General features: G+C 66.9%; 16 protein-coding genes. 9 read left to right on the plus strand and 7 right to left on the minus strand.

The window, feature by feature from the left end; genetic code table 11:
* Positions 1-49 precede the first annotated feature (49 nt).
* From ACFWPH_RS26495 to ACFWPH_RS26515, 5 genes are all read left to right on the plus strand, one after another.
* On the plus strand, positions 50-1,633 hold the full coding sequence (locus tag ACFWPH_RS26495; RefSeq protein WP_378754832.1) for a serine/threonine-protein kinase: 1,584 nt from the start codon (positions 50-52) through the stop codon (positions 1,631-1,633).
* A 77-nt stretch (positions 1,634-1,710) separates the two neighbouring features.
* Positions 1,711-3,153 carry a helix-turn-helix domain-containing protein gene (locus tag ACFWPH_RS26500; protein ID WP_378754833.1) on the plus strand — a complete coding sequence of 481 codons (1,443 nt, stop codon included), beginning with the start codon at positions 1,711-1,713 and terminating at the stop codon, positions 3,151-3,153.
* A 22-nt stretch (positions 3,154-3,175) separates the two neighbouring features.
* On the plus strand, positions 3,176-4,291 hold the full coding sequence (locus ACFWPH_RS26505) for a hypothetical protein (protein ID WP_378754834.1): 1,116 nt from the start codon (positions 3,176-3,178) through the stop codon (positions 4,289-4,291).
* A gap of 407 nt (positions 4,292-4,698) precedes the next feature.
* Positions 4,699-5,418 carry a hypothetical protein gene (locus ACFWPH_RS26510; RefSeq protein ID WP_378754835.1) on the plus strand — a complete coding sequence of 240 codons (720 nt, stop codon included), beginning with the start codon at positions 4,699-4,701 and terminating at the stop codon, positions 5,416-5,418.
* Between the two features lie 67 nt (positions 5,419-5,485).
* Positions 5,486-6,289, plus strand: coding sequence for a hypothetical protein (locus tag ACFWPH_RS26515; protein WP_378754836.1), 804 nt, complete (start codon positions 5,486-5,488; stop codon positions 6,287-6,289).
* Between the two features lie 88 nt (positions 6,290-6,377).
* Here ACFWPH_RS26515 and ACFWPH_RS26520 read toward each other — a convergent pair whose 3' ends face one another.
* From ACFWPH_RS26520 to ACFWPH_RS26535, 4 genes are all read right to left on the minus strand, one after another.
* A complete protein-coding gene (locus tag ACFWPH_RS26520) occupies positions 6,378-7,403 on the minus strand; it encodes an alpha/beta hydrolase (protein WP_378754837.1) in 1,026 nt (341 codons plus the stop codon).
* Positions 7,404-7,650: 247 nt separating this feature from the next.
* Positions 7,651-9,195: an AMP-binding protein gene (locus ACFWPH_RS26525; protein WP_378754838.1), complete on the minus strand. Its 1,545-nt coding sequence runs from the start codon at positions 9,193-9,195 to the stop codon at positions 7,651-7,653.
* A 67-nt stretch (positions 9,196-9,262) separates the two neighbouring features.
* A complete protein-coding gene (locus tag ACFWPH_RS26530; protein WP_378754839.1) occupies positions 9,263-10,390 on the minus strand; it encodes a DUF5938 domain-containing protein in 1,128 nt (375 codons plus the stop codon).
* Positions 10,391-10,422: 32 nt separating this feature from the next.
* Positions 10,423-11,226, minus strand: coding sequence for an SDR family NAD(P)-dependent oxidoreductase (locus ACFWPH_RS26535; protein WP_378754840.1), 804 nt, complete (start codon positions 11,224-11,226; stop codon positions 10,423-10,425).
* A 190-nt stretch (positions 11,227-11,416) separates the two neighbouring features.
* Between ACFWPH_RS26535 and ACFWPH_RS26540 the strand changes: the two genes are divergently transcribed.
* Complete coding sequence (locus tag ACFWPH_RS26540; RefSeq protein WP_378754841.1) at positions 11,417-12,052, plus strand: TetR family transcriptional regulator; 636 nt, start codon at positions 11,417-11,419, stop codon at positions 12,050-12,052.
* 61 nt (positions 12,053-12,113) lie between these two features.
* On the opposite strand, the gene ACFWPH_RS26545 is transcribed toward ACFWPH_RS26540, so the two are convergent.
* Positions 12,114-13,070 (minus strand): LysR family transcriptional regulator, encoded by a 957-nt coding sequence (locus ACFWPH_RS26545; protein WP_378754842.1) that lies wholly within the window; start codon positions 13,068-13,070, stop codon positions 12,114-12,116.
* A 98-nt stretch (positions 13,071-13,168) separates the two neighbouring features.
* On the opposite strand from ACFWPH_RS26545, the gene ACFWPH_RS26550 reads away from it, so the two are divergent.
* On the plus strand, positions 13,169-14,374 hold the full coding sequence (locus tag ACFWPH_RS26550; RefSeq protein WP_378754843.1) for an MFS transporter: 1,206 nt from the start codon (positions 13,169-13,171) through the stop codon (positions 14,372-14,374).
* Between the two features lie 267 nt (positions 14,375-14,641).
* Here ACFWPH_RS26550 and ACFWPH_RS26555 read toward each other — a convergent pair whose 3' ends face one another.
* Both ACFWPH_RS26555 and ACFWPH_RS26560 read right to left on the minus strand, forming a co-directional pair.
* On the minus strand, positions 14,642-15,490 hold the full coding sequence (locus ACFWPH_RS26555; RefSeq protein ID WP_378754844.1) for an LLM class flavin-dependent oxidoreductase: 849 nt from the start codon (positions 15,488-15,490) through the stop codon (positions 14,642-14,644).
* A 167-nt stretch (positions 15,491-15,657) separates the two neighbouring features.
* A complete protein-coding gene (locus ACFWPH_RS26560; RefSeq protein WP_378754845.1) occupies positions 15,658-16,233 on the minus strand; it encodes a TetR/AcrR family transcriptional regulator in 576 nt (191 codons plus the stop codon).
* A gap of 120 nt (positions 16,234-16,353) precedes the next feature.
* On the opposite strand from ACFWPH_RS26560, the gene ACFWPH_RS26565 reads away from it, so the two are divergent.
* On the plus strand, positions 16,354-17,550 hold the full coding sequence (locus tag ACFWPH_RS26565) for a GDSL-type esterase/lipase family protein (protein ID WP_378754846.1): 1,197 nt from the start codon (positions 16,354-16,356) through the stop codon (positions 17,548-17,550).
* A gap of 93 nt (positions 17,551-17,643) precedes the next feature.
* Entirely contained in the window at positions 17,644-19,974 is a 2,331-nt protein-coding gene (locus tag ACFWPH_RS26570; RefSeq protein ID WP_378754847.1) for a M28 family peptidase, read from the plus strand.
* The last annotated feature ends 40 nt before the right edge of the window (positions 19,975-20,014 follow it).

Below are 20,014 nucleotides of genomic sequence, written 5' to 3' on the forward strand. Positions count from 1 at the left end.
GGACCACGCGCTCGTTTGCGGCGTGCGGTGAACAACAGCAGGGGACGATATGGGGAAACTGATCGCCGAACGCTACGAGCTGACACAGCCGATCAGCTCCGGCGGCATGGGTTCGGTGTGGCGCGGCTACGACAGCGTGCTCGACCGTCCGGTCGCGATCAAACGCATCCGGGTGGACCAGGTGGTCACCGGGGACGAGGCAGAGGAATTCACCGAACGGTTCCGCCGGGAAGCGCGGGTGACTGCCCGCATCCGTCACCACGGCGTACCGCAGGTATTCGACGCCGGACTCGACGGCAGCTTCGAACACGTATTCCTGGTGATGGAACTGGTCGACGGGGTTCCGCTGCTCGACTACATCGAGCCGGGATCCGGGCTGCCGCTCTCCTGGGTGGCCTCGGTTGCCGCCCAGATCGCCACCGTCCTCTCCCACGCGCATGCGCTCCCGGTGGTGCATCGCGACCTCAAGCCCGCCAACGTGCTGATCACCCGCGACGGCTCGGTGAAAATCATCGATTTCGGCATCGCCGCGATCCTCGACCGAAACGCCCGCAAGCTCACCCAAACCGGCGCGGCGATCGGCACCCTGCGCTACATGTCGCCGGAAGCGATGCACGGCCACGTCGTGACCCCGCGTGCCGACCTCTACGCCCTCGGCTGCCTGATCCACGAGATGATCAGCGGCGCACCAGTATTCGACAATGACTCGCCCTACCTCATCCAACAAGCGCATATGGACGAGCCGCCGGCACCCCTGCGTGACCTCCGCCCCGAGGTGCCGCCCGACTTCGAACGCCTGGTGCTGGACCTGCTGGAGAAGGAACCCCAGCAGCGTCCGGCCGACGCCTACACCGTGTACGAACGGCTCCTGCCGTTCCTGCCGCTCCCGGGAGCCGAGCTCGAACCCGCCGCGACGTACCTGCCGGGGCTACCCGATCCGACACGCATATTCCGCCGCCCCAACGCCCCATTGGAAACCGCGCAGGTCGAACCGACCCGGACTCATACACTCGACGTTCCGCCCACCGCCCCGCTCACCGCGGCCCACCTCGACACCGCCGTAGCCAGGGCCCGCGACCGGTACTCGGAACTCTTCGAACTCCAACGCTTCGCCCAGGCCGCCGACGCACTCGCCGCGGTGCTCGAGCAGGCCGCCGAAGCGCGCGGTGTGGACAATGCCGACGTCCTGGAACTGCGCCGTGAAATGGCTGCCGCATGGGTGCTCGGCGGCGAGTACCGCCGCGCGCGAACCGAACTGGAGGCACTCGCGGAGGCATACCGCCGGGTTGAGGGCAGGTTCAGCGAGTCGGCGTGGGAAGCCCGAGTCGTAGCGGTGCAGTGCCAGATGCAGCTCGGCGATATCGACGGCGGACTCACTGCCATGCGCACGCTCATCGCCGAAGTCACCGCAGCCGACAGCGACAGTAGTCAGCTCGCCCTGGACCTCCGCTTAGACCTCGCCGAACTCCTGGCCGCCACCGGCGACGCGGCCGGCGCACTCGAGCTACTCGAACCGCTCCACTCCGACCTCTGCGTCCTCCGCGGTCCGGACCATGAGCTGACCGTGGCCGTCGCCGAACGGGTTGGCAAATTACAGCACTCGTACCTGGTGGATGGCGAGGAAGGCAGGTAGTCCGGTGAATCGGGTACCGGCCACAGAAGTTCGTGGATACAGTCACCGACCACGGCAGTTTCCGGGAGGATTCGACTGTGGACGGGACTGAGGAGTTCGCGTGGCTGCGGCGCAGCGATGGGCCGAGCTCGGACCGGCGGGTAGGGCCAGTGGTTCGCGAATACCGGCTGGCGAAGGGACTGAAACAAGCAGCGGTTGCCCGGGACTTGGGAATCACACAGCAGTTCCTCAGCCAGGTGGAGACGGGTGCGCGGAACCTCACGCTGGATCAGCGTCAGGGGTTCGCGCGCGTGCTGGGGATCCCCGCCGAAGAGCTCGGTCTCGCCGACCGAAGACGGGGTGGTCCGGTGCCGCGGGAAACAACCGCGGCCGTGGCGGCAAGCCGGGGGCGGTGGCGAGTTCAGCGCCAGTGGCTCAATCAGCATCGCGCCGAGCTCGGAAATATGGCCGTCGAATGGCACGCCGGTGAGAATCAGGTAGCCAGAACGGCTCTCATTACGGGAGGCGACTGGCTCGCCGACTGCCCGGTGGAGCTGGGCTCGGTCCGGCTGCGTTTGGACGAACGACCACAGCCGGCCCATCTCACCGGAGCCGAGTCGGTGACCGCACCGATACGGCCCCTACGAACTCCGGACGCGGCGTTCGAAACCTACTCCTCGGCGGTGAAGCACCTGGATCCCCCTGAGCTGTTCGAGTCCAGACCGAGCTACCGGTACCTCGGTGGTTCAGTAGCTGCACCTGAGATGCACTTCGGATTGGCCGCATACTTCGACAAAATCGACGTATCCGAAGCGCTCGCGGACGAGTTGGCCGCAGCAACCATGGACGGCTCTGTACAAGACGCGGCCGCGCTACGGGGAAGCCTGCCCTTCCGAGAGTTGATCGGTGACCCTTTCGATACAGCGCGCAGGGCGATCATTCCCGCAATCACGACGTTGACCGTGCGTTTGCGTCGGTATCCGGCCGAGCCGTCGTTCCTACTGCATTGGCGTGATCCTCATCGTGTGGCGACCGCTGCCGGTATATACGACGTTGTTCCGGCAGGCGAGTTCCAGCCTTCAAGCGTCGCATTGTGGGACCGGGAAAACGACTTCTCGCTGTGGCGAAATATTGTTCGCGAGTTTTCGGAGGAACTGCTGGGGCGACCCGAGCACGACGGAAGTCGAAGCGCGCCGATCGACTACGCTCGGTGGCCGCTGTATCAGCAGTTGGGCGCCGCGCGAGACCAGGGCAAATTGACTGCTTTCGTGCTCGGCATGGGATTGGACGCCCTCACTTTGGCGGCAACGATTCTGACGGTGGTCGTCATAGATGACGATATTTTCGACAAGGTGTTCGGTGCGACCGTGCGGTTCAACGAGGAAGGTAAGGTCGTCGCCGTCGGCGACGGCTCTGTTGCCGATGGCATACCCTTTACTGCCTCCGCTGTCGATCGGCTTCTCGACAGGGAACCGCTCGCCGCGCCGGGAGCCGCGTGTCTGGCCCTGGCATGGAAGCATCGGAACAGTCTGATCAGCTGAGACCGAGCCTCAGGAGTATGAGATGAGCGCGAGCGGAACCGCACGTCAACTGACCGAAAGCGAGCGTGCATGGATAGAGACACGCGCCTACCTACGTGAGAACCGGATGATGCTCGACGGCGCCGCCGCGCGGACATACCCGGCACTTCATCGGGTAGCCGACTCCGCCTTACTCGCAAACACCGAATGGCTCCCGGTTGTTCCGTTCAGTCTGGAAGATCTGGTCTTGGAGCTGACCACGAGCACCGAACAGACGAGCTCCCGCCTCGTATCAGTGAGTTCCGCTGTTCCGGCCCGTGAGACGGGCGAGCGATACGCGGGCTACGCCGAGGCTATAGGAGCACTGGTTGCACCTGCAGTCTTCGAGGACCGGCCGACATACCGGCTGCTCGCGGCCGACCTCACCGCCGAGTCACCGTGGATGCGATTCGGGCTCGGGACATATTTCGACAGCATCGATGTAGGGGAAGCGGCGGCACATGAATTCGTTCTCGGTCTGCGAGAAGAACGTGGCATCTCCGGGGTACGGTCGGGCATCGACAACCCGTGCGACCCGCAGCAGCGGCCGGTAAATCTGGCGATCACGACTGTCACCATCCGCCGGGACCCGGCCTCCGGGGAGAAGTCGTTCCTGCTGCACTGGCGTGACCCGCGAAAGGTCGGTCACGCCGGGGGCATGTATCAGGCTGTACCTGTCGGGATCTTTCAGCCGTCGGGGTACGCGAAATGGAATGTCGAAAACGACTTCTCACTGTGGCGCAATATGACTCGCGAGTTTGCCGAGGAGCTGGCCGGAGCCGGGGAGGACCACGGCAGCGAGAATGCACCTATCGATTACGAGGCCTGGGAATTCGCGGCCACTCTCGATCGGGCTCGGCGGGACGGCACTGTGACCGCCTACTGTCTCGGACTCGGCACCGACCCCCTGACCTTCGCAACCGACCTGCTCACGGCGGTCGTTATCGACGGGGCGGTGTTCGATGCCCTCTTCGGTGATGTGGTGAGTGGCAATGACGAAGGTCAGGTCCTGGAATGGCAGCCCTTCACTACCGAACATGTGCACGCTCTTATCGATGAGTACCCGGTACAAGCGGCGGGCGTCGCAGCGCTGAGGCGGGCGGTCTCGCTTCTGAGCTGAGGCGATACAACCCGCTGTTGTACAGCTTGTAGTTGTTGGAAGCGGCGGACCGGTACAGGCGACTCTGCTGGTATGAAGTCCACCGATCAGTCGGATGACCAACGCCGTGCACTCGGGTTCATCCGGCGGGATATCCCCCTTCACAGAGTCGACCTGCACACGCTTGCCCGCCGTCACGGATGTCGTTTGGTGTTCACGGTCATCACGGACACAGGCCCGGTGATATCAGGCCTTGTCGTGGCACAGCATTTGAGCGAATACGCCGCCGACGCGGTGGTCGTACCGGGGTTCGAGCACGCCGAACCGATTCGGTGCCTCATTACCGATCTCGCTGTACTCATCACACCGATGCGAGTGTATCCACTCGGCTACCGCTGGCCGGTAGTCGGACGCGACAGTGGGCCGCGATGATCTGGGATCTGCTGTTGGTCCTGTTGGCCTTCGCGTTGCTATGCCTGACGGTGGTCCTCTTCTGGCCCGTGCTCGTCGATCGGCCCGGTGACTTCGACGTGGACTCGCCGCCTCGCCGGTCGTGGGCTGCCGGTGTGCGGAAGCGCTCGATCGGCTGTGCGATGCCATCATGGTCGTGGTTGGCGACGGATGGGTTCGTGAACGGGAACAACGACAGCAGCGGAGGCCTCATCGTGGAGAGCGACAACCAGCTCGGGTTCGACATCGACTTCGACGACGAAACTCAGGCCTGGCTGGATTGGGTGGCGCCCGAGCGCATGGAGTTGGGGATCCGAGCGTTTCTGGCCGAAGTAGCTCCCGACGTCCCCCCGGATTCGCTGTGGTGGAAACCGCCGGTGTCCACGAAGGTGCTGGAGGCAGCGGAAAGACTCTTCGGTGACTGGGAAGGTTTCGTAGCACTGGAAAACCGTTATGTCGCTGATGGTTTCGTTCGGTTCCTGGGGGAGTGTTACGTGCGGCGCGCTGGTATGACCTGGGCGAACCGCCCAGAGTGGGGAGATTTGCTGTACGCCGATTTCGGGCCGGCGGTGCGGTACGGCGAGGATATCCGGGATGTGGTCGCGATGTCGGAGACCTTGTTCAGAAAGAATTATGGTCCTCGAATGGTCGAATACAACATGACCGACGCCGGTGCGCAGGGCCGGAATTCCACATAATTCCCCATTTCTGAGGCGATTAGGCCCTTTCACTGTGTAATCCCGATTGATGGGGGTGGGTACTCCCGTGCCCGAATACGATGCCGTGCGGCGGCAATTGTCCCGATATGAACGAGGTTTGTACTTCGAGCTCGGCCGGGCCCGTGAGCGGGGAGAAACGGCTGAAAAAGGCTGGGTACGCCAGTTCACCTTGGTCACCGGCAAAGGCGCGCGCGTTCTGGATTCGGCGCGGTCCGACGGCCGCGGAACGCAAGGCGTCGAACGGAAATCCGGTCGAATCAACGAGCGGGAGGCGTTACGGCAGCTCGAACGCGAGCGTTCCGGACTGTCGTCCGGCCAACTCACGCACAGCCGGTGGGAAACTGTGGCCGGCGAGAAGATTCCAGCGACAGTACGCGACGAAATGCTGGCTATGGCCCGCGATTTTCCTGGCAGGTTTCATCATGAGATGGTTTCGCGAGCCGATGCGCTGCGTGCGATTCGCATCGGGCAATCGCTGGTGAGCAAGCAACTCGAGCTGGTGCGGGTCGATGAGTTGGAGCGCGCGGATCGTGCTCGTAAACGTCTGGAAAGGATCAGGGAAATCGCCCGAGAGCGGGAGGCCGAACAACGGTCGAGGGATCAGGCGGTTGCGTGGCAGCGACAGCGGGAAGCCGCACAGCGGGTGGCGGAGTCCGCACGTCAGGCACGGGAAGCCGCACGAAATGGCAAGCATCTTCCCATGACCGGCCGTGAGGCGGCAGATCTATTGATCGTCAGCAGACCCACGCCCGGGATCGCCACCCCTCATCGCCAACCACCGTCACCGGAGAGGGCTGGGCGGGGGCGGGACGGACGTGGCCGTGACCGTGGGATCCAGCGTGAGCGGTGAACGGCGGATCGGAAACGATCAGGGGTCGGATGGGCGATCGAATCCGCCGATGCCACCGCAACGCAGTGGCGACCACCTCCGTTGTCTCTCAGGCGGAAACTCCCAGCGATCCGGCCAGGAACGGCCAGGAGTGATGCAGGTCGTCCTCCCAGTAACCCCAGGAGTGGGTGCCGACCGGTCGATCGTGCAGTGTCACCGGGATGTTCAGTTCGCGCAGCCGGTTGGTGAGGTTCATCGTGCAGTGGTGGATGGCCGCTTCGATCGGCCCGCCGAAAGCGATCTGGACCGGCAGCGGGATACGGCCCTCCTGGACCCGTTTGTCCGCGGGAGTGTCGTGTGGCGCGGCCGGGATACCGCTGCCCGTGCTCAGGTAGATCTCGGTGCCGCGGAGCCGGTCGGCGTTCACCAGGGGATCGTTGGCACGCCACAGGGGACCGTTGCGTGGGCCCCACATGTTTTCGACGCTCTGCCCGCCACCCCAGTTCTCGACGGTGATCCGGACGAATTCCTGCCCGATCGGGTCCGAGGTCTGCGCGCAGCCGCTGTAGGAGGCAACGCTTTTCCAGAAGCCGGGTTTGGCGATGGCGAGGTTCAGAACCGAAGTGCCGCTCATCGATACGCCGGCAAGTGCCCGGTTTCCGTCGGCGCCCAGGAAGTCCTCGATCACAGGGGGTAACTCTTCGTTGAGGAAGGTCTGCCATTTGTTGCGGCCCAGGGCGGCGTCGTCGCGGACCCAGTCGGTGTAGTAGGAGCTGGCGCCGCCGAAGGGGGTGACGACATTGACGTTCTTATCGCGCAGGAATCCGACGGCGTCGGTTTGGACATCCCATCCGCTGCCGCCGGGGCCGCCCTGGGAACCGTTGAGCAGGTACAGCGTGGGGCGCGGTCGCGAACCGTCCGCGGCGCGGATCACCTGCAGCTGGATCGGCCGGTTCATCGCCGGCGAGAACACCGATACCAGTTGCTGCCGGTCGTTCACCTGCTCCACCGAGACCACGGACGCCGCCGCGGGATCCGCTGTGGCGGCGCTGCCGGTGCCGATCAGGCAGGCGGTGGCCAGGGCGGCGGCGAGGGCGCATCGTACTGCGGTGGTGCGTAGGGATCGCGTTGTCAAAGTCGGGGCCTTTCGTATGCCTCGCGCGGTCACTGTCGGCGATGACGCCGGGGCCGCCGTGTTCGCCGGGCGTCCGGATCGACATCGGAAGGGGTTCGTGCTGCCACGGTCTCCGGTTTGGTGCGACGCGATATCCGGCGAAAAGTGCAGCCGGACAGACCGCGCGGCCGGTGCCGCCAGGCGACGGTAGCTCCGCCGGGGCCGGCCTGTGGTTGTGCCGCGCCGAACGCCTCGGCTGCCGGGGTGATTACTCGGTGGACGAGGCCAGCGTCTTCCGGATCTCCGGCTTGAGAACCTTGCCGACCTTCGAACGTGGCAGGTCCGGCCAGATCTCCAGCTGCTTGGGCGCTTTCACGCTGCCGAGCCGCTGTTTCACGAAATCGATCAGTTCCGCGCTCGTGGCCTGCTGCGCGGTACGCAGCTGGACCACGGCGGTGACTCGTTCGCCCCACTTGTCGTCGGGCAGGCCGAGGACGGCGCTGTCCTGGACTGCGGGATGTGCGGTCAAGGCGTGTTCGACTTCGGCCGAGTACACGTTGAAACCGCCGGTGATGATCATGTCCTTGGCCCGGTCGACGATGTAGAGGAAATTGTTCTCGTCCAGGTATCCGATATCGCCGGTGTGATGCCAGCCGTGCGTGCTCACCGCCGCGGTGGCCTCGGGATCGTTGTGGTAGCCGGCCATCACCAGGGGGCCGCGAACCACGATCTCCCCGCGCTCGCCGCGGTCCAGGAGATCGCCGGCCTCGTTCATCACCGCGACCTGGGTCAACGGGGTGGGCCGGCCTGCGCTGGTGAGCCGTTCGGTGGCGATCGACCCGTCGGCACGGAAATGGTCGGCCGGAGCGAGCGTGGCGATCATATTGGGTGCTTCCGTCTGCCCGAACAACTGTCCGAGCACCGGGCCGATCCGGTGCAGCGCCTCCTCCAGTCGCGTCGGTGACATGGGCGCGGCCCCGTACCAGAGGCATCGCAAGGAGGTCAGGTCGGTCGTGTCGAGGGCGGGATGATCCAGCAAGCCGTAGATCACTGTCGGCGGCAGGAAAGCGTGGGTGATACGGCAGCGTTCGATCAACCGGAGGAACGCACCGAGATCGGGGGCAGGCATGATCACGACCTCCCCGCCCAGCGACAGAATCGGGAAGGTGAGCACCCCGGCGGAATGAGTGAGCGGTGCGAGCGCGAGGTAGCGGGGCCGGTCACCGAACGGGTAACTCATCAGTGCGGAGGCAGTGGAGACGGCCATATTGGTGCCGGTCAGCCGGACACCTTTCGGTTTTCCGGTGGTGCCACCGGTTCCGGCGAGCATGCAGACCTCGTCACCACCGGGCACGACCTCCGTCAGCGGCCCGTCGGGCGCGGCGGCGACCCACTCGGCGAAGTCGAGCGCTCCGTCGACCGTGCCGTCGAGGCAGACGAGGGTCGTCAGCTCGGGCAGCGCGGCACGGATGGCACTCACCAGCGGCGCGAACTGTTCCTGGAACAGCAGGCAGCGGCAGCCGTACAAGTCGAGCAGCTGCCGGTTCTCGTCGGCCTCGTTGCGGGGGTTGACCGGGCACCACACGGCGCCGAGGCGAGATATGCCGAAAACGCAGGTCAGTGCCATGGGGTCGTTACCGGAGAGGATGGCGACCCGGTCGCCGCGGGCGATGCCGGAGGCACCCAGTGCGGCGGCGATCCGCCGGGACGCATACTGCACCTCGGCGTAGGTGAGGGACGCACCGTTCATGGTCAAACAGGGGGCGTCGGCACCCAGGGAAACGCCCTTGTCCAAGTAGTCTGCCAACCGCACGTTGCTGTACCTCGCTGTAGGAGTGGGGAACCCGGGCCGGCCGCCGGGTGACGGCCGGACCGGCGGATCAGTGGTGGACTTCCAGCTTCGGTTCGAGGACGAGCCCGAACGCGCGCAGCGTGCCGAGCAGTTCCCGGTGCCCGAAAGCCTGGCAACTGGAGGCGAAACCGGTCCTGCGCGGACGGTCCTGCAGCAGATGCGCTGCCGCGTGCGCATTGAGCAGCGCGGTCTGCTTGTAATTGCAGTTTCCGTGGATCACACAGTGCGCGCGGCCCAGCGGGCCGGAGGCGTGGACCGAATCGAGTGAGGTGTTGATCCGCGGGTTCTCCCGCGGCGGCATCTCACTACGGACCTGCGCCGACTGTTCGTCGATGATCCGGTACTTCTCCTCGGTGGTGCAGCCCTCCATTTTCGCCAGGGCCCCGGCCACGATCTGCGGTACGGCCTGCATCAACGGACGGTTGAACACCCCGCCGAGGGCTCGCACATTCGCCACCCGTGGGTCGTGGCGGAACCACACCGGATGCGAGGTGCCACCCCACGGCAGTGCCAGGCCGAGTTCGTGCTGCCCCGGGACGACGAGTTCGTAGAGCCCGCCGTCGGCCGGCCATTCCACGTACTCGTTCTGTTCCAGGTAGTACGCCGCGGCAAAGGCCGCATTGGTCAGGATCGTATTCGTGGAGGCGACCGTCGGATGGCCCTTCCAGAACACCTCGATATCGAGTGTGTCCAGGCCGGGAGTTTCCAGGCAGATATTCGCCGCGATCTCGCCGATGGTGTACATCTGGGCCAGGCCGGGAGTAAGGACGAGTTCGCGGGCGGCGAACTCGGCGCCGTAGCGTTCCTCGGCGTCGAGCATCCAGTTCTGTTCGCCGTTGGTATCGGTGTAGTGCGCCCCGATCTCCAGGCACGCCTGCACGACTTCGTGCCCGTACCGTGCGAAAGGGCCCACGGTGTTCAGAACCACCTGCGCGCCGCGGAACGCCTCGGCCAGCGCGGCCGCGTCGTGCTCGACCTCGGCCACCTCGTGATCGACGGTATCGATACCGGGGACAGCGGCGACGGCCTCCTGTACGCGGGCGCGGTTGCGCCCGGCCGCGAGGAACGGAATGTTGTACTCGCGCAGGTATTCACAGATCAGGCGGCCGGTGTAGCCGGAGGCGCCGTAGACGACTACTTTTTTGTCGGTTGCCACAGGGGTGTTCCTTCCGTTCGAGGGGAGAGTGCTCACATGCCCATGCCGCCGTCGACCGGAAGACCTGCCCCGGTGATGAATTTGGCAGCGTCGGAAGCCAGGAACACCACCGCGTCGGCCATATCGTCGACCTGTCCGAGGCGCCCTTGCGGAGTCAGTTCGGTGACGGTCGCGACGGCGTCCTCCGGTGAGGCGAACAGTCCGATTTCGGCGCAGTCCACGGCGAGTTGGGTGCCCATCACGGTGGGCGTGAGTCCCGGGTAGATGCAGTTGACGCGGACCCCGTAGCCGAGCTTGCCGGATTCGGCGGCGGCGACCCGGGTGAGCCGGTCGATGGCGGATTTGGTGGCCGAGTAGCCGGCGATACCGGGGAATGCGATGGTCGCGGCGACCGAGGAGATGTTGACCACGGCGCCGCCGTTCCCCGCCGGGCCGCCGGGGCGCATGGCCCGGAAGGCGTGCTTGAGGCCGAGCGCGGTGCCCAGCACATTCACGTCGAGCATGGTGCGCAGGCCTGCGGGGTCGAGATCGACGAGCAGACTGGTGATTTCGACGCCGGCATTGTTCACCACCAGATCCAGGCCGCCCAGTGCATCGACGACCGCCGGTACGGCGGCGGCCCAGCTCGTATCGTCGGTGACGTCCAAGGCGACGAACTCGGCGGTGGCGCCCGAATTCCGCAAGGACTGTACGGTCTCCGTCCCGGCGTCGGTGAGCACATCGCCGATGGCCACCGCGGCACCGGCGGCGGCCAACGCCTCGGCCATCCCCGCACCTAGTCCGCGTGCACCTCCTGTGACCAGGGCTTTTCGGCCCGTCAAGTCAAAGCTCGTCATCCGGAACCTCCTCGTCGAGAAACCTGAATCGCCGGGCTCGCCAGGGCGAGAATGCGGCGTGGATCACACAGTAACAGCGTTTGGACAGTCGTCAAGATTTTCTTTGACAGTTGTCAAGGTAGGTCGAAATGGTGCACGATAGACTGCTGCCGGATACCGCAGCCGCGGGCTGTACGGACAGGACGAGTGGGTGACCGAAGTCGTCGAGACGAAGCGAGAGCGAATAGCGCGCCGCCAGGTCGACAAGTTCGACGCGCGGCGAACCGAACTCGCCATCGCTACGCTGCACACCCTCGCCGATCTGGGGTACGCCCGCACCAGCTTGCGGGAAATAGCGCAGAACTCGGAATTCACGCACGGCGTCCTGCACTACTACTTCGCCGATAAACGTGACCTCATCACCGAAGCGGTCCGTCAGTACGAAGCCGTCTGCGTGACTCGCTACGACGAAGTCGTCGCCGGGGCCGAAACCGCAGACCGGCTGCGCGGCGAATTCACCGCGATGTTCTTCGCGACCCTGGACGCCGACGCGCCGCTACACCGGCTCTGGTACGACCTGCGCAACCAGAGCCTGTTCGACGAGACCTTCCGCCGTGACGTCCTGGACATCGATGAACGCCGCGAAGCCATGATCTGGCGGGTGGTGAGCCGGTATGCCGAACTCGCCGGCACGGCGCCGGCGCTCTCGTCGGCAGCGGCATACGCCCTGCTGGACGGGGTTTTTCAACGAGCCCTGCTCTACGTGCTGTCCGGTCTGCCGGATGCGGTCGCACAGCTGCGCGAGGAGCTGTCGCGGTTGTTCGACCTGATGGTGCCCGAACGCTGAGGCACCCGAACCTTCCGCTCGGCGACCGGCCGGTAGCAGGGGGTTGCGTTGCCCGGCCTCGTCAGGAAACCACCGGCAGCCCGGTTCGCGAACTCGCCGTGACGAACAGGTCGGTCGGTGGGACGCCGGGAGGTTCGCGCAGCAGCGCCGCCAGTTTCGTCAACTGTGCCCGGCGGTGGCTGGAACGCCAGATCAACGCCATCCGCGACTCCTCGTCGAAACCGGTGACGTGGACGAATCGCAGGTCGGCGCGCTGGTTGCGTTCCGCTACCGGGCGGCAGGTCAGCATCGCGTACCGGCCGGTGGCGGCGAGGGTCATACCTTCTTGGAGTGTCGCTACACGGACCGTCGCGGTGATGGACCTGCCGAGCGGGGTGAAACGCGGGAAATGCACGTCGCGCCAGTATTCCGGTGCGGGGCCGTCCACCGATACGAGGTCCACGGACGCCAGGGCTTCCGCATCGATGCGATCGACGGATGCCAGCGGATGGCCGTATCCGACGGCCAGCATCCGGGGTGCGGGCGGGAACACGTAACCGACCGAGAGTTCGGGCTCCCGCACCGGTAGCAGTGCGACGGCGGCATCGACCTGCCCGGACAGTACGGCGCCGAACGGGTCGCCCAGCGGTATTTCCTGCAACGACAGGGTCACGTCGGGGTTGTCGCGGGCGAACCGGGTGAGGGTCCAGGTGACGGTTTCGTAGGCGATGCCCTGGAAGCCGACGCGGATCGGGTCGGGAAGTTCCTGCCGGGCTTCCCGTCGCGCACCACCGACCAGATCGACCAGCTCCGTGTACACGGGCCGAACGCGTTCCACGAATTCGGCGCCGAAATCGGTGAGTGTGACCCGGCGGCTGGTGCGGTGCACGAGTTGCGTGCCGATGGTGCGTTCCAGTGCGGCGACGAGCTGGCTCACCCGGCTCTGCGACACCCGCAGCCGCTCTGCTGTCCGGCCGAAATGCAGCTCCTCGGCCAGTACCAGCAGACACTCCAGCTCGCGGACGGGTAGGTCCGGCATGCCGCTCCTCCCGGTCAGCGCGATCGATCAGTTCAGCTGATCGAACAATGAGCTGATCATTGTTGTTCCGCGATACCGCGCGTCATTGACTGGGACTCATGTCCATAGTGAGTGAAACGCGGGAGCGCGCGGCCGAACCCGCCGAACGGTGGTCGGCGATCGCCGTCCTGGCGTTGTCCACATTTCTCGTGGTGACGGCGGAGATGTTGCCGGTCGGCATTCTCACGCCGATGTCGGACGGGCTGGGTATCTCAGCGGGAACCGCGGGGTTCAGCCTGGCTGTCACCGGCGTTGTTGCCGCGTTGGCTGCGCCCTTCGTCGCGCGGGCGGTCGGTGATCTCGACCGCCGTCGCGTACTTGTGGCGGCTGCCCTGCTGCTCGCCGTGGGCAATCTGATCACCGCGGCTGCTCAGGGGTTCACGGTTCTCGCCCTCGGCCGGGTGGTGGTCGGGCTGGCCATGGCGACCGTGTGGGCGCTGGCGGTTGCGCTGGTCACGCGGCTGGTGAGCGAACGCCGGGCGGGTCTCGCGGTGTCGATGGTGGTGAGCGGTGTCGCGGTCGCTTCCGTATTGGGTGTGCCGATCGGGACCGTGCTGGGCGATATCGCGGGGTGGCGTAGTGCCTTCGGGGCGCTTGCGCTGGCGGCTCTGGCGCTTGCCGCGGGGCTCGCAGTGCTCCTGCCGGCGCTGCCCGCACAACCGGAGACGGCCGGCAATGCGAAGACCGGGTCGTTACTGGCGATTCCGGCGGTGCGGACGGGTCTGATCGCGGTAATTCTCCTCGTCACCGCGCATTTCGCGGCCTACACCTATGTGCGGCCCGCGTTGGAGGAGTTGTCGGGTGTCCACGGTATCGGGATCTCGCTGCTGCTCCTGCTCTACGGGCTCTGCGGGATCGTCGCGAATTTCGCGGCGGGTGCGGCGGCCACGCGGCGAGTCCGTTCTACGCTGCTGGTCCTGGCGGTCGGTATCGCCGTCGCACTGCCCGCTCTGCTCCTGCTGGGAACCAGTCCGCTGGGCGCCGCCGCGGTACTGGTGCTGTGGGGACTCTCCTACGGAGGTGTCTCGGTATGCAGCCAGCTCTGGGCCGTGCAGGCCGCACCGGACCGGCGGGAAGCCGTCACCGGCCTGTACGTCGGTGCCTTCACCGGAAGTATCGCGCTGGGGTCGTTCGCGGGCGGTGTGATCCTCGACGGTGCCGGGTTGTCCGTGCTGCTCTGGGGGTCGGCCGCGGTGGCGGCGGTGGCCGCGCTGGCCACGGTGTCCGGCGGCGCCGTCTACGGGTCGTCGCCGGGCTCGAGATAGTCACGGACCTCGAACGGCTGTCCGGCCTCCCGAATCGCCGCTCGTATTGCGAACGCGTAGCCGACGAGGACGGCGACGAGTGCGGGGACTGCTACGAATCCGACCCCCCACCACGCTGGGAACCAGACTGTGCCGGAGAGCAGCAGGGCCGCGGTGATCCACAGGATATGGCGCCGGGCGAGGCGGTCCGGCTCCAGGAGGGGTCGATCGGGCCGGGCTCACCTCGTGAGTCTATCGACGCAACGATGGTGGGCCCGGCCCTGACGATCAGGCGACGATATCGGCGAGCCGGTCGACCTGGCCGGGGTCGGTGCCGTAGCAGTACAGCATCACCTCGTCGGCGCCGAGGTCGGTGAATTGCCTTATTGCCGTGCGGATCTCGTCAGCAGTGGTCAGTAGACCGGCCACCATGTTCTCGGCATAGCCGGTGAATTCGTAGTAGGCGCCGAGAGCCGCGCGCACTTCGTCGACCAGTGACTGCGGGCCGAGAGCGACGTTGACCTGGGCGACGAATCGGGGTTTCCCGGTCCGGCCGTGTTCGCGCCAGGACATGCGGACCGAATCGTAGAGGTCGCCGCACCATTGCGCCGGTGCGGCGGAGAGGTAGCCGTCGCCCCAGCGGGCCACACGCGCCAGAGCGGCCGGTCGGAAACCGCCGAAGAGGATCGGCGGTCCGCCGGGACGCGCCGGGGCAGGACCGATCGGACCGCAGTCGGGGCCGAACGGTTCGCCGGACCACAGGCTGCGCAGCCGGTCGAGTTGTTCGTTCATGCGGTGGCCGCGGGTGCGGAGTTCGACTCCCGACGCGAGGTGGTCGTCGGCGCGCCCGCCGACACCGAGGCCGAGAACCAGCCTGCCTCCGGATATCCGGTCCAGTGTCGCGACCTGTTTGGCCAGGAGCGCGGTATCGCGTAACGGGGTGAGCAGCACCTCGGTCTGCACCCGCACGCGGCTGGTGGCGCCGGCGACGGCGGCCAGCGCGACCAGGGGTTCGGGATTGTCGTAGACGAGACGGTCGAGCAGGCCGAGGGTCGAGAAGGGGCCGGCGTCGGCGCGGCGGGCCCAATCGAGCAGGGCCGCAGGGTCGGCGATGGGCAATCCGAGTCCGATATTCATCGGTTTCCTCCAGGAAAATGGGTGGGCAAACAACGCCGCCCACTCCATCGCCGGAAATCCCGGCGCGGGCTCTCGTTCTGCGGCTGTACTTCTGGAGAGCGCCGATCGGATTGCACACACTGTAGGCCGGGAACTCGGATCTCCACAAGCGGAGGGCGCCGCCGGGATTACTGCCGGCGGGCCGGCCAGTTGGTCAGTGTGAAATCGAGGACCTCGAGGATTCGCGACCAACTGTCCGCGGCGGAGGGGGCACTGTGGTCGAAGCCCCCGCCGAGTTCCAGGGCGGCGTAGCCGTGGAAAACGCTGCCCAGGAGTCGCACCGCATGCGTCTGATCCGGTTCGTCGATGTCGTAGCCGCGCAGGACGGCGCGCATCATGTTCGCGTGCCGGACACCCGCGCTCGCGGCGGCGGTCTCCACGGGCAGCCGCATCCGGGCGGCGGCATAGCGTCCGGGGTGTTGCCGGGCGTAATCGCGGTAGACGTTCGCGAAAGCGTTCAGTGCGTCCGGGCCCGCGCGGCCGGCGACGGCCTCGGCGGCACTGTCCGCCATTTCTTCCAGGGCCAGCAAGGCGATCCGTATCCGGAGGTCCTGAGAACTCTTCAGGTGGGAGTACACGCTGGCGACCTTGACGTCGAAGCGCCGGGCGACCTCGGAGACGGTCACCTGGTCGAAACCGACTTCGTCTGCCAGTTCCGCACCGGCTCGGGTCAGCCGTTCCGGGGTCAGTCCTGTTCGAGCCACACCGACAACCATACAGCATTAACCATTTGCCTAAATCATTTAGGAAATCTACTATGGCCTGTGCTGAGCGCCCGTATGCGGCCGGCGCAACCTCCGAGAAACCGATGTACAGGTGAAACCATGCACTGCGATGCCGAGTGGACCACCACCGCGATCACCGCGGATATCGTCCGCGGTGCCCTCGAACTCGAACACACCGAACGCGGCATCCTGCCGCATCGCCTGCCGGCCTGGGCGCGTGCCCAAGGCGACGGGCAGCTGGCGATGGCGGAGACCCAGCCCTCGGGTGTCCGGCTGGTGTTCGGTACCTCGGCCACGACGATCGAACTCGATACCGTGGCCACCCGGCTGGGGTACGCGGGTGCTCCCCGCCGCCCGGCCGGCATCTACGACCTGCGTATCGACGGCCGGTTGGCTGCTCAGACCCATGCCCCGGGCGGAGATACCGTGACCATCGATATGGCCACCGGAAACACCACCCGGCAGCCGGGACCGGTGGGTACCGTGCGCTTCGCCGATCTCCCTGCCGGATTCAAGAACATCGAAATCTGGCTGCCACACAACGAAATCACCGAACTCGCCGGGCTGCGCACCGATGCCGCCGTCGAGCCGGTGCCCGACGGCGGTCGCGGAGTGTGGCTCCAGTACGGCAGTTCGATCAGCCAGGGGTCCAATGCCGGCAGTCCGTCCACCACCTGGCCCGCGCTGGCGGCCGCCCGCGGGGAGGTCGAACTGACCAATATGGGCCTGAGTGGCAGTGCCATGCTCGACCCGTTCGCCGCCCGGGCAATCCGCGATACCCGGGCCGATCTGATCAGCCTCGAGATCGGCATCAATCTCGTCAACGCCGATGTGATGCGGATGCGCGCCTTCGGGCCGGCGGTACACGGGTTCCTCAGCACTATCCGCGAGGGGCACCCGACGACCCCGTTGCTGGTGATCTCGCCCATCTACTGCGAAATCCACGAGCACACACCGGGGCCGGGCGCCTTCGATCTCGAAGCGCTGAGCGCGGGAGAAATGCGATTCGTCGCCACCGGCGACCCCGCCGACGAGGGCCGGGGAAAGCTGACGCTCAGCAGCGTCCGCGACGAGCTGTCCCGCATCGTCACCCAGCGGGCGGCGCGCGATCCGCACCTGTTCTACCTCGACGGGCGCGAACTGTACGGCGAAACCGACTACCGCGAACAACCGCTGCCCGACCGGCTCCACCCGGATGCCGCCACACACCACCTGATCGGTGAACGGTTCGCCGACCGAGTGTTCACCGCCGACGGTGTATTCGGTAACCGGCCGGTCGTCGCGGCGAGCGTATGAGAACAGCGGCGCTGCCACGACGGCTCGGCGGGTGAGTCCGCGAAACGCGATACGACCACCGGGTCTCCCAGCGGAATCCTCTAACGTCTGATCGTGATCCGAAAACTGATCGACACGCCCCGCCGGGTGCTGGGTGCGGCGGTGCTGTTGGTGCTCGCGGGTGTGGCGGTCCTGGCGGTCCGGGCCGAAGGTAACGACCGGGAGCTGGTGCCGGCGGGGGAGGCCGGACAGTTCAGCGCGGAGCGCGGGCTCACACACCTGGAACGGTTCGCGACCGAACCGCGCCCGCTGGGCAGCCCGGCGAGCGACCGGGCCGCGGACTATATCGCCGGACAGATGCGGGCCGCCGGTTTCGACGTGGAGAACCAGCACGCGGTCGGGGCCAGTACGGCGCCGGGCCTGGCTGCCTTCGGCCGGGTCGACAATGTGATCGCAACCCTTCCGGGCCGGGACCCGACCGGGACCGTGCTGGTCGCCGCCCATTTCGACTCCGCCGCCACCGGCCCCGGGGCGTCCGACGACGGGGCCGCGGTCGCGGCCATGCTGGAGGTGGGGCGGCTGGTCGGGGCGCAGGGCGGGACCCGGAACAACCTCGTGCTGCTGTTCACCGACGGCGAGGAGGACGGGCTGCTGGGTGCGGATGCGTTCGTCCGCGAGCATCCGCTGGGGCGCGCGGGTGGGGTGGTGCTCAACTGGGAGGCCCGCGGGGTGAGCGGGCCTTCGCTGATGTTCGAAACCTCGCGGGGCAATGCGGAGCTGTCGGCCCTGTTCGCCGAGACGGTGCCGGACCCGCGCGGTGATTCGTCGATGGTCGAGATCTACCGGAAGCTGCCGAACGATACAGATTTCACCGAATTCCGGGAGGGCGGATTCGACGGGTTGAATTTCGCCTATATCGAGCAGCCCGCGTTCTACCACACGGCCGGCGATTCACTCGCCAACCTCGACCCGCGCAGTCTGCAACACCACGGCGAGAACATGCTGGCCATGACGCGGGCACTCGGCGCCGCCGACCTACCCGGCCTGCGCACCGACCGGGACGCCACCTACTTCCGCATCGGCCCGCTCTCCATCCACTACCCGAACGCGCTGGTCTGGCCGCTGGCCGCGCTGGCCGCGGCGCTGGTGGTGGGGCTGGCTGTGCTGGCGCGGCGCCGGGAGCTGGCCAGTACGCCGCGGATGGTGCTGGCGGCGGTTTCGGTGGTGCTGCCGCTGGGGGTGGTGATCGGGCTGGGACAGGCGCTGTGGTGGCTGCTGGTGGCGCTGCGGCCGGGATACCACATGATGAACGGCCTGCTGTACCGGCCGGACTTCTACGAGGCCGCGCTCGCCGCGCTGGCCGGCACCGCGCTACTCGTCTGGTATCTGCTGCTGCGGGTGCGGCTGGGTCCGGCGGCGCTGGCGATCGGGGCACTGGCCTGGCCGGCTGTGCTGGGGTTGGTGTGCGCGGCGGCGGCGCCGGGCGCAGCATTCCTGTTCACCCTGCCGGCCGGGTTCGCCGCGGCCGGTGCGCTGCTGGCGATGATGCCGGTGCGGTGGGCCGGTTGGCCCGCGGTGGCGCTGGTGGGCGGGCTTGCGATCTCGGCCGTGTTCCTGCCGGTTCTCGCCCGCGGCATATTCGATGCGGTCGGGATGGTCTACGCCGGAGCCGGCGCCGCCTGCCTGGCGCTGTTCGGTCTCATGCTGCTGCCCGCGGTCGAGCTGCTGCTGCCCGAACCCGAAGCGTTCACGGGAAAACCATGGGCACTACCCCGGACCAAGGCCTGGGCGGTTCCCGCGACCGTGGCGGTGCTCGGGATCGCCGCGGTGGGTGCCGGTCTCGTCGCCGATACCGCCGATCCGGCCCACCCGCAGCGCAGCCATCTCGCCTACGTCCTCGACGCCGAAACCGGGCGGGCGCACTGGGTGAGCGCCGAACGGTATCCCACCGACTGGACCGGCCGGTACGTCGCCGACCGCGATACCTCCGGCCTCCCGGCCGGTTACGCACACGAGCCGCTGTGGACCGGGCCGGCGGACCCGATCGACGCTCGAGCACCGCGGGTCGAACTGCGCCGGCGCGACGGCGATACCGTGACGATGCATGTGATGTCACCGCGCGCGGCGTCCTCGGTGATCCTGCGCTTCGATCGGCCGATCGATCTCGTCACGACACAGGTCCCCGGTGCAGCCCCGGTCACCGTCCCCGTCACGGGTACGCGGCCGGACGGGCTGCCGGGCGAGATCCGCTTCCGCGATCTGCCACCGGAAGGGGCCGACTTCACGGTGCGTACTCCCGGCGCGGACCGGGTACGCGTCACAGCGCTCGACGAAAGTCACGGTCTCACCGAAGCGCCCGGTTTCCGGCCCCGACCGGCGGATACGATCGCCTCGATTCGGCCGGACGGCGACGTGATGGTAGTGGTACGCACATACGAGTTGTGAGCCGCCGGCCGCGGCCGTTCCGTCGACGCCCCCCGTTCCG

This window comes from Nocardia sp. NPDC058499, from assembly GCF_042719915.1.
Taxonomy (GTDB): domain Bacteria; phylum Actinomycetota; class Actinomycetes; order Mycobacteriales; family Mycobacteriaceae; genus Nocardia.